General features: G+C 75.1%; 9 protein-coding genes and 1 pseudogene. 3 read left to right on the top strand and 7 right to left on the bottom strand.

The genetic code is table 11. The features are described from left to right. From ACJA3G_RS21265 to ACJA3G_RS21245, 5 genes are all read right to left on the bottom strand, one after another. On the bottom strand, positions 1 to 340 hold a 340-nt coding region (locus tag ACJA3G_RS21265; RefSeq protein WP_406554607.1), incomplete at its 3' end, for a hypothetical protein. 101 nt (positions 341 to 441) lie between these two features. Then, a complete protein-coding gene (locus tag ACJA3G_RS21260) occupies positions 442 to 1,785 on the bottom strand; it encodes an AAA domain-containing protein (protein ID WP_406554606.1) in 1,344 nt (447 codons plus the stop codon). Then, complete coding sequence (locus ACJA3G_RS21255) at positions 1,782 to 3,368, bottom strand: hypothetical protein (protein ID WP_406554605.1); 1,587 nt, start codon at positions 3,366 to 3,368, stop codon at positions 1,782 to 1,784. Before ACJA3G_RS21255 ends, ACJA3G_RS21260 begins: the two co-directional genes overlap by 4 nt. Next, positions 3,359 to 4,546 (bottom strand): hypothetical protein, encoded by a 1,188-nt coding sequence (locus ACJA3G_RS21250; RefSeq protein ID WP_406554604.1) that lies wholly within the window; start codon positions 4,544 to 4,546, stop codon positions 3,359 to 3,361. Before ACJA3G_RS21250 ends, ACJA3G_RS21255 begins: the two co-directional genes overlap by 10 nt. After that, on the bottom strand, positions 4,467 to 5,348 hold the full coding sequence (locus ACJA3G_RS21245; RefSeq protein ID WP_406554603.1) for a phosphatase PAP2 family protein: 882 nt from the start codon (positions 5,346 to 5,348) through the stop codon (positions 4,467 to 4,469). The genes ACJA3G_RS21250 and ACJA3G_RS21245 overlap by 80 nt, the downstream gene beginning before the upstream one ends. A gap of 193 nt (positions 5,349 to 5,541) precedes the next feature. On the opposite strand from ACJA3G_RS21245, the gene ACJA3G_RS21240 reads away from it, so the two are divergent. Further along, on the top strand, positions 5,542 to 6,147 hold the full coding sequence (locus ACJA3G_RS21240) for a histidine phosphatase family protein (RefSeq protein ID WP_406554602.1): 606 nt from the start codon (positions 5,542 to 5,544) through the stop codon (positions 6,145 to 6,147). Between the two features lie 45 nt (positions 6,148 to 6,192). On the opposite strand, the gene ACJA3G_RS21235 is transcribed toward ACJA3G_RS21240, so the two are convergent. Continuing rightward, entirely contained in the window at positions 6,193 to 7,635 is a 1,443-nt protein-coding gene (locus ACJA3G_RS21235; protein WP_406554601.1) for a tetratricopeptide repeat protein, read from the bottom strand. Between the two features lie 230 nt (positions 7,636 to 7,865). On the opposite strand from ACJA3G_RS21235, the gene ACJA3G_RS21230 reads away from it, so the two are divergent. Then, positions 7,866 to 8,318: a hypothetical protein gene (locus ACJA3G_RS21230; protein ID WP_406554600.1), complete on the top strand. Its 453-nt coding sequence runs from the start codon at positions 7,866 to 7,868 to the stop codon at positions 8,316 to 8,318. Between the two features lie 7 nt (positions 8,319 to 8,325). After that, a complete protein-coding gene (locus tag ACJA3G_RS21225; protein ID WP_406554599.1) occupies positions 8,326 to 9,240 on the top strand; it encodes a spermidine synthase in 915 nt (304 codons plus the stop codon). Between the two features lie 40 nt (positions 9,241 to 9,280). On the opposite strand, the pseudogene ACJA3G_RS21220 reads toward ACJA3G_RS21225, so the two are convergent. Then, positions 9,281 to 9,595 (bottom strand): annotated as a pseudogene (locus ACJA3G_RS21220) (hypothetical protein); the annotation flags it as partial.

The following is a 9,595-nucleotide window of genomic DNA, read 5'->3' as shown; positions in this document are numbered from 1 at the left end:
ACCCCTGCCCCACCCCCCGCGCCAGATCCCGGCCGAATTCGACCATCTTCTTCGCGTAGTCCTCGGTCCACTGCGCCCGCTCGGCGATGTCCGCCGCCGTGAGGCGGTCGAAGCGGCGGGGGTCGGCCAGCTGGGCCGCCGCGATCGCCTGGAACTCCACCGCCCGGTCCGCCGCCGCGCGAAACGCCAGCGCCAGTTCCGTGGAGCGCGACAGCAGCTCCCGGGGGTCGTCGATCGACTCCAGGGCGAAGAAGTGCTCCGGGTCGGCGGCGGCCTCGGCCGGCTCGAACAGCAACGGCGCCGGCCTCAGCCGCTGCTCTTTCCGCTCGGGCTCCGCCATCGGGTCTCCTCCTGCCGCAGTTCAGCGGCCCGGAGTTCGCCCCGGGCCACCCTCCATTGTCCCGCGCCCCGCAAGTGGGCCTCACACTGTCCGCGCGCCCCCTACGGCCGCCACCGCACCCGGTGCTCCGCCAAATGCGTCAGGACCGCGTGGTTCGCCTCCCAGCCGTCCGGGAACTTCACCGTGACCCCCAGCTGGACCGGCTCGGTCGAGGGGTGTTCGTCCAGCAGGTCCGTCACGCCCGCCCGGCACACCACCACGCAGGCGTGCCGGTGGCGGGAGGCCAGGACGCACAGACGGCCCGTCTCCAGGTGGAACGCCGTGGCGTCCGGGCGCCCCGACAGCGGGTGCAGGACGACCGTCACGTCGAACTCGCGGCCCTGGAGCCGGTTCGCCGTGTCCACCGCGACCCCGCTCACCCCCAGCTCAGCGAGCGCGGCCCGCACCGCCGCCGCCTGGTCGCGGTGGGCCGTGCCGACGGCGACCCGGGCGGCGGTCAGCGGCGCCGGGTCCGGGGAGCGCTCGCTGGTCGCCGCGCCGCCCCGGTCGAGCAGCCTGCGGACCACCTGGGCCACCGCCCGTACCGCCTCCGGGTCGGTGCGCGGGGTGTGCCGAGCGGGCAGCTCCAGCAGGGCCCAGCCCGACTCGGCGGCCTCGTCCAGCGCCCGGTCCGGTGCCGAGCCGTCGGAGGGGACGCCGAAGGAGAGCCGCCGGTCGCCGTGGTCCGTACCGCTGCGGAACGGTGTGTACGGGTAGAACGCGTCGGAGACCAGCGGCGCCGCCGACGCGGGCAGCCGCCAGGAGACGGGCAGCCGGTGCTGCGGCAGCTCGGGGTTGTGGGCGAGCAGCGTCGTCACCGCGCTCGCCGACGGGTCGTAGGAGAGCCCCGCCCACTGCTCGGAGTCCGCGATCGCGAACGGGTCCAGCTGGCCCGGGTCGCCCACGAACAGCGCCCGCTCGAACAGCCCGGCCACGGCGAGCAGCGCGTCCGAGCGCATCTGGTACGCCTCGTCCACGATCGCGTGCGCCCAGGGCTCGACGTCCTTGACGTGCGCCCACTTCGCGGCCGTCGACAGCACGATGTCCAGCCCGGCCAGATCGGCGGCCCTGGACGACTTGCGTACGTGCGCGAGGTCGTCCAGGGCCTTGTCGTACGGGTCGGCGTCGCTGCTGTGCAGACGGCCCACCGGCAGCTCCGGCTGCTGCTCGGCGAGGCGCAGGACGAGGTCGTCGACCTGGGCGTTGGTCTGCGCCACCACCATCAACGGGCGCCCGGCGGCGGCCAGTTCGAGGGCCGCGCGCACCACGAGCGTCGACTTGCCGGCGCCCGGCGGCGAGTCCACGACGACGCCCCGGGCCTCGGCGTGCAGGGTGTCGTGGAGGATCCTCCCGGTCGCCTCGGCCGCCGCCGTACCCGGGTCGAAGCCGCGCTCGGCACGGATCACAGCAGGTCCTCCGGGGTGAGGGGGTCGGGGTGTTCCGCGTCCGTGCCCGGCGGGCCGCCGTGGGTCCACGGGGTGGCCTCCGGGTCCGGCAGCTTCGGGCCGCCGCGCTGGTCGTGCTCGAAGAGCGTCCAGCACACCCGGTCGCCCTTCTCCGGCACCGAGCCGGGCGCGGGGTCCTTGCTCCGGCCCATCTTGTCGAGCAGGCGCAGCACGAGCGAGCCGTCCCTCTCGTACCCCACGAACTCCGCCGACTGGGGTCGGCCGTCCAGCGAGCGGAACACCTTCGCCCGCTCGGCCAGGTGCGGCGCGTCGCCGGTGCGCACGGTCACCAGCGGGCGCGGGCTCGGCCGCTTCGACTCCGACCAGGCCATCACCACCTCGACGACCTCGCCCGCGAACGCCTCGCCCGCGAGGCGCCGCCCGGCCATCACCAGCGGGTCGTCCAGCGCCTCCTGCGCCTCCAGTTGCGCCTGGGCGCTCTCCCGCGAGGCGAGCTTGGCCGCCGCCGTCACCGCGTCGTCGCGGCGCGGCTGCGGCGGTTCACCGGCCCGCACCCGGTCCCGGTGGGCGGTGAACGACCAGCGGTCGCGGGTCCAGCGGTCCGCCGCGCGCGGTGCCTCGGGCAGCTCCCGCAGCAGGTCCAGGGAGCGCCACACCGCGTCCCAGGTGGGCCGCAGCTGGCCCCCGACCAGGCGACGGATGTCCTGCTCGGCCCGGGTCATGGCAGCCAGGCGCGCGTCGGCCGTCTCGCCGTCCTGCGCCGTGGACAGCGCCTGGCGGGCGCGGTCGTAGCGGTCGATCGCCGGGGCGAGCAGCTTGTTGTCGAAGGCCGGGTCGGTGGCGGGCCCGGCCGGCGGGCACAGCAGCTGCCCGTCCCCGTCCCGGGCGAGCTCGGCCCGCAGCGCCGCCTGCGCGCCGGTGGCGCCCTGGGGCGGGTCGATCCAGGCGAGCAGCGCCCCCAGGTGCTGGTCCTCCAGGCTCGACTGGCCGGTCGCCCAGTGCCGGGAGAGCAGATCGGTGGCGGCGAGCAGCAGCGCCGAGCCGGGGACGCGGGCGCGCTCCCCGTAGTGCGTCAGCCAGCGGCCGAGCAGCGGGACGCGCGGCGGCGCCGGGTGCGGGGTGTCCGGGTCCTGCTCGGCGGTCCGGCGGAACCGCATGGAGCGGCCGAGCAGCCGTACGAAGTCGGTCGCGGCCCGGCCCGGCACCACGATCTGCGGCGCGTCGGCGCACAGCTCGACCTCGACCTTGACCTTCTTGCCCGTCTCGGGGTCGGTCTCGCTGCGCTCGGCGGCCTCCACCTCGTCCGCGTACGCGTCGAGATGCGGCAGTACGGCGTCGGCGAGCTCGGCGAGGAAGGCGAACCGCAGCTCGCGGTCGCGCGGCTGCGGCACGACGAGCAGCCGGGGCGCCTCGCGGTCGGTCCCCACCAGCGCGCCGAGCGGCGCCCCGGCCTCTCCGGAGGTGGTCAGCGGGACGAGCACGAGAGGGCGCTCGGACAGATGCCGGTGGCGCACGGTGGCCAGCGGCGCGGCCCGTCCGGCCTCGACGGCCTCCAGCCGCGCGAGGGTGGCGATCAGCGACATACGGCGCCTCCGGTGGCCGCGCCCTCCAGGGCCTCCGCCCGCAGGGCCGCCGCCCTGCGCAGCGCGGCCACCGCCGGGTCGGCCGCGTCGCCCGAGTGTCCGCGTGCCGCGTCCAGGACCGCGCCGACGCTGGTCAGCGCGCCCAGCTCGGCCCGCAGACCGCGGCCGAGCGCCGTCACCGCGGCCACGGAGCGGGCCCGCTCGCGGCAGTGGAAGGCCAGCTCGCAGGCGGCCAGGCACTCCGGCGCGTACGTCGCCGGGACCGACTCGACCGTGTCCGTCAGCTCGGGGGCCGGCCGGTCGAGCGCGAAGCTGGCGCCCGGCGGCAGGGCGTCGGCGATCTCCTCGATCCGGGTGAGCCGGGCCAGCTGGCGCCGGGTCACCGACAACTGCTTGCGCACGTCCACCAGGGAGGCGGTCGGCAGGTTGGAGAAGTCCTTGGGGCAGACGAGCAGCACCGAGGAGGAGACCTCGGGGACCGGCGCCTTAGACGGCGCGGCAGCGCCCCTGACCAGCCCTGCCACCCGCTCCAGGGCCAGCACGTACACCGCCGCCTGGCGGGCCGCGGCGCCCACCTTGGCCGGGTCGGCCGCCGCGTCGATCATCGGGAAGGACTTGATCTCCACGACCGTCCAGCGGCCGTCGGGGGCGATGACCACCGCGTCCGGCTCCAGGTAGGCGGGGGAGCCCGCCACCTCAAGGGCGAGCATCGGGTGGTCCAGGAGCGTCCATCCGCCGGACGCCGTCGCCTCGCGCAGCGCGAGCGCGGTGCGGGCGGCCCGGCCCTCGGGACCGGCCGCCGCAAGGTCGGGGACGGCCGCGTCCTTGGGCGGTTCGCCGCCGGTGCGCTCGTGCAGCAGGCGCAGCAGTTCCGTACCGCCGTCGGACTTCACGCGGGCCTCGAAGGTGTTGCCGCGCGCGATGGCGAACTGGGACTGGCCGAACGCCGCCGACGGGGAGCCCAGCGCCTCGGCCAGCGCGCCCTTGTCGACGCCCGCCCCGTCGAGCAGGGCGCGGCGGCGGCAGCCCGGGTTGGCGGCCAGGGCCGCCAGCGCCCGGGCGTCCAGCGGGCGCGGCACGGTGGTGGGACCGCGCAGCTCAGCGAGCCGCTGACGAATGGCTGTCGCCCGCTCCCGCGGTGGAGTCGTCGGACGCGCGCTGCCCTGGGATTCGCTCACCCGGGGAAGTCTTGCATCCGGCACTGACAATCGGGGCCGGTGTGCCGAACGAGCCGGGTGCGACACGGGCGCGCACCGCGTTCGCGAGCCGCATCGCGGGCCGGGAGAGCAGCAGTCCGAGCCCCATCACGACCGCCCCGGCGACCGCGTCGAGCAGATAGTGGTTGGCGGTGCCCATCACCACGAACGTGATGGTCAGCGGGTACGCGACCCCCAGCACCCGGGTCCAGCGCCGGCCGCCGAACCGCCACAGCATCACCCCGCACCACAGCGCCCAGCCCACATGGAGGCTCGGCATCGCCGCGTACTGGTTGGTCATGCCGCCCATGCCGCGCGGTGCGCTGGCCTCGCCGCCCCACCAGCCGTACGAGCTGTACTGCGCCATGGTGTCGACGAACCCGTGCGAGGGGTCGAGCAGGCGCGGCGGGCAGGTCGGCAGCAGCGAGAAGCCGATCAGGCCCATGAGGGTGGAGAGCATCAGCCAGGTGCGCGCGGCGCGGTACCGCAGCGGGCGGCGCCGGAAGAGCCACACCAGGATCGCGGGCGTCACCAGGTAGTGCAGCGACGCGTAGGCGAAGTCGGCGGGTATGCCGAGGGAGGGGGTGCGGGTGAAGAGCCGGTTCAGCGGGTGCTCGGCGTTGAGGTGCAGGTACTTCTCGATGCGCAGGATCGCCAGACCGTGGTCCACGGCCTGCGACTCGTCGCCGCTCACCAGGAGCCGGCCCGCCGAATAGGCGGCGTACACGATGGCGATGAGCGGCAGCTCGGTCCACCAGCGGGGCCGAGGCGCGGGGTGCTGCATCTCCGGACCCTCTCCATCTCTTCTTCAGGGCCCCGTCGGGCCCCGTTCAGGTGTTCAACCGTACGGTGGTCGTGGGCGCGCGTGTGCACCCACCCCCGAAGGACGCAGGGGAGGGCCGTGAGGGTGCGCGATGATGGAGGTGAACCTCCGCCGAACCCTCGGCATTCTGCACGCGCCACGGGAGTGACCTGACATGCCAGCCGCCGAACCGCGCATCCTGCTCGCCCGGCACGGGCAGACCGAGTGGTCGCTCGCCGGCAAGCACACCGGCCGTACCGACATCCCGCTCCTGGAGGAGGGCCGCCGGGGCGCGAAGCTGCTCGGCGAGCGCCTGCACCGGGCGCCCTGGGACGGCCTGGCGGACGTCGAGGTCCGTACGAGTCCGCTGGTACGCGCGCGGGAGACCTGCGACCTGGCCGGATTCGGGGAGCGCGCGCGTGACTGGGACGTGCTGATGGAGTTCGACTACGGGGCGTACGAGGGGCTCACCCCGGCCCAGATCAAGGCGGGCCGGCCCGACTGGTTCATCTGGCGCGACGGGGTCGAGGGCGGCGAGACGCTGGCCCAGGTGTCGGACCGGGCGGACGAGGTCGTGGAGTGGGCGCGGTCGGCCGGGCGGGACGTGCTGGTCTTCGCGCACGGGCACATCCTGCGGTCGATCGCGGCGCGCTGGCTCGGCGAGCCGATCGGCTTCGCGGCCCGCATCAAGCTCGATCCGACGTCGCTGTCGGTGCTGGGCTGGGCGTACGGGGCTCCGGCGGTCGAGCGGTGGAACGACACGGGGCACCTGGAGGTCTGAGGCCTGTCGGGGGCTCCGCCCCGGGACCCGCCCCGGCCGCCGCGGCTACACCGAAGCCCTCCGTTCCAGGAACGTCCGCACCTCCGGGCAGTTCGCGTGGGGAGCCAGGATCCGGGCCGTGTCCGCCAGCATCGCCTGGATGCGGGTGGACTGGACCTCGGGGAGGAGGTCAAGGACCTGGTGACCGGCCGCCGCCGACTCCGTGGGGGAGCCCGCGCGGGCCAGGTCGTCGGCGAGTTCCGCGCGGTACAGGGCCAGGTTGCGGGCGAAGTGCGGGTCCTGGAGACAGGCCGCGCGGTGGGCGTGGCTGGCCGCGCGGGACCAGTCGCCCAGCGCCGACCAGCACTGCGCCTCCAGCATCTCCAGCTCGGCCTCCACGAAGAACGTCATCCACTCCGGGTCCCGCTCGGCCGGGCCGCGTGCGAACAGCGTGTGCGCCCGGGCGAGCGACTGCTCGCACGCCCCCCGGTCCCCGAGCCCGGCCCAGCCGCCGGCCTCCCGCAGGCCGAGCAGCGCGAGCAGCCGGGGCGAGCCGAGCCGGCGGGCCGCGCGCCCGCCCGCCTGCGCGGCCCGCAGCGCCTCGCGCGGTCGGCCCGCGTCCCTGGCCAGGAACGACATATTGCAGAAGGCGTGCGCCTCCAGGGCCGGGTCGCCCGCGAGGCGGGCGGTCGCCAGCGCCTCCGCGTAGTGCGACCGGGCCTCCTCGTAGTGGCCCGAGTCATGGGCGAGCCACCCCACCGAGATGGCGAGCTCGCCCGCGCCGGCGTGCAGCCGCTCGGCCGTGGAGCGGCGCGCGGTGCCCGCGTCGAGCAGCGCGTAGGCGGTGCGCAGCGGCTGGGCGGCCCTGCGGTAGAGCCCGTTCGCGCCGTGCCGGTCGTCGAGCAGCCGGATCCGCCGTACCGCCTCCTCGACCGCGCCCACCTCGGCCTCGCCGACGCGCCGTACCGACTGGTGGACGCGGTCCTGGGGCGCGGCGCCCGCGTACTCGGGCAGCAGCCCCAGGGAGACGGCCGCCAGGGTGGCGGAGCCGCCGGTCATGAACGCGCGACGCAGCACGTCGCTCTCCTCGTCATTACGGTCTTCCTCGTGGTGGATAGTGCCGCAGGGGGGTGCGGGGTGCTGTTGATGCGCCGCGGACGCGGGGGTCGCACCACACCCCGCACGCGCCCCCCGGCCCCGTACCGCCTCACGCGACGAGAACCCCATGTCCGCCAAGGTCAAACCCGGGAACATGTGGCGGAACACGCGTTCGTAGGCGTAGTTGGGGCAACGGATCTCGCCCGCCTCCACCCGTCCGACGTACCGCGCGTCGCAGGCGACCTGTTCACCGATCTCGCGGGCCGCTCTGCGGACCGCCGCCGCGAACTCGCCGGGGGAGCGCTGCCCGCGCAGTTCGCGGAAGGCGGTGTTGGGGCCCTTGGCGGGACTCCGTTCGGGGGGTCGTGCGGCGGAGTTCGCTCCGGCACGGGGATCCGTGGTCGTCGCCATGGCTCAACAGCTCTCTCTGGCGTGGTGGTGCGGAGCAAGAACGTACCGGCAACCTCGGCTACCACAACCGAAGTTTGGCTACAAAAGGGATATCTCACCCCTGATCTGCCATGAACTGCCATCCTTTGCGGCGGCATACCGCCGTAGCCGTTGACAGCGAACGGCGTTGAACCATGCGGATACCGCCAACCCGCAGAAACCACGTGGGGGTTGCCTTGTTGGAGGCCGGCATGGACATCAATGGCACCGCGACGACCACGACGACCGTGCGGCACCGGCCCGGCCGGGACGCCGGTGGACCGCCGGGCGGCGAGGAGCCCTGCGACCTGGTCACCGTGCCCGCGCGGCAGGGCCTGGAGGCGGTGGACATCCTGCGCCGCGCCGTCGCCCCGGCGGCCGTCGGCCCGGTGCTCCACGACGGCGCCTGCGACACCCTGGGCTTCCTGGTGCCGCCCGGTACCGCCGCCGCCTGGGACGTGCCGGGCAGCGCCTGCACCGAGACGAACGGACGCGGTCTGCGCCTGCCCGGACCGGCCGCCGGGCCGCCGGTCTCCGGCAGCGGCTGGCTGCTCCCGCCGGACGCGGTGACGGTCACCGACCCGGCCGTGCTGCGCCTCGCGCTGGGCGAGGCCGCCCGGCTCATCAAGGCCGCGGACGGCATCACCGAGGCGGGCGGCAGATAATGGTCGGATGGCGGCACGAAGCGGTACGAAGAACACGGCGAAGGGCGGGGCGAAGGCCGCGCAGGGCGGGCGGCGCGGTCGCCCGGCCGCCCCGCAGGCCGTCGTGGAGCCGGTCGACGGCGGCCTCGCCGAGCTGATACCGGACCGGGACCGCCCCCGCGGCTGGACCCTGCTGCTCGACGGCGCCCCCCAGTCCCACGTCGACCTGGACGCGCCGGAGCGGCTCACCTTCGAGTACCAGCGCCGCCTGGGCCACGTCATAGACCTGGCCGGCGAGCCGGGCCGCCCCCTCCAGGTGCTGCACCTGGGCGGCGGCGCCCTCACCCTCGCCCGCTACACGGCTGCCACCCGGCCCCGCTCCACTCAGCAGGTCGTCGAGATCGACGCGGCGCTCGTGGCACTGGTCCGCCGCGAGCTGCCGCTCGATCCACAGGCCCGCATACGGGTGCGCTCCCTGGACGCGCGCGAGGGGCTTGCCAAGCTCCCGGACGGCTGGGCCGACCTGGTCGTCGCCGACGTCTTCAGCGGCGCCCGCACCCCCGCCCATCTGACCAGCACCGAGTTCCTGGGCGAGGTGCGCCGGGTGCTGCGGCCCGGCGGGATCTACGCGGCCAACCTCGCCGACGGCCCGCCGCTGACGCATCTGCGCGGCCAGATAGCCACCGCCGCCGGGCTCTTCCCCGAACTGGCGCTCGCCGCCGACCCGACCGTGCTGCGCGGCAAGCGGTTCGGCAACGCGGTCCTGCTCGCCTCGGACGTGCCGCTGCCGGTGGCCGAGTTCACCCGCCGGATCGCGGGCGACCCGCACCCCGGACGCGTCGAACACGGGCGCGCGCTCGCCGACTTCACCGGCGGGGCGGCCCCGGTGACGGACGCGACCGCCAAGCCGTCCCCCGTACCGCCGCCCGCGGTGTTCCGCTAGGACCGCGGGGGCTCCGGGGACGTCTGGACAGCCCGCGGGCTCAGCCCCGGTCGTCCAGCTCCACGGTCGGCGCGTGGTCGTACCAGGTGCAGAAGACCGACACCTCGCGCGTGCCCCGGCTGAACGTCACCCGGATCCACGTCGGCTGCTTCCACACCTGCATCCGCCAGCCCGAGTCCGGCGTCGCCGTCACCAGCTCCGCCGAGGCGGTGCCGATGTCGAAGACGACCCGGCCGCCGTCGACGTTGTAACCCTTGACGTTCCCGGAAGAACCGGGAGAACCGGACGACCCCGAAGCTCCCGAAGAGCTCGAAGAACCCGAAGAGGAGTAGGGGGAGGGGGACTTGGGAGGTGG

It is taken from the genome of Streptomyces sp. YS-3, from assembly GCF_045257485.1.
In the GTDB taxonomy this organism is placed as follows: Bacteria; Actinomycetota; Actinomycetes; order Streptomycetales; family Streptomycetaceae; genus Streptomyces.
This window is presented reverse-complemented; position numbering and strand designations above follow the sequence as displayed.

Excerpts from the sequence above, each read along its gene's own strand:
- ACJA3G_RS21225 (WP_406554599.1), top strand. The coding sequence starts at position 8,326 with ATGGCGGCACGAAGCGGTACGAAGAACACGGCGAAGGGCGGGGCGAAG.
- ACJA3G_RS21235 (WP_406554601.1), bottom strand. The coding sequence starts at position 7,635 with ATGGCGACGACCACGGATCCCCGTGCCGGAGCGAACTCCGCCGCACGA.
- ACJA3G_RS21240 (WP_406554602.1), top strand. The coding sequence starts at position 5,542 with ATGCCAGCCGCCGAACCGCGCATCCTGCTCGCCCGGCACGGGCAGACC.
- ACJA3G_RS21230 (WP_406554600.1), top strand. The coding sequence starts at position 7,866 with ATGGACATCAATGGCACCGCGACGACCACGACGACCGTGCGGCACCGG.
- ACJA3G_RS21255 (WP_406554605.1), bottom strand. The coding sequence starts at position 3,368 with ATGTCGCTGATCGCCACCCTCGCGCGGCTGGAGGCCGTCGAGGCCGGA.
- ACJA3G_RS21245 (WP_406554603.1), bottom strand. The coding sequence starts at position 5,348 with ATGCAGCACCCCGCGCCTCGGCCCCGCTGGTGGACCGAGCTGCCGCTC.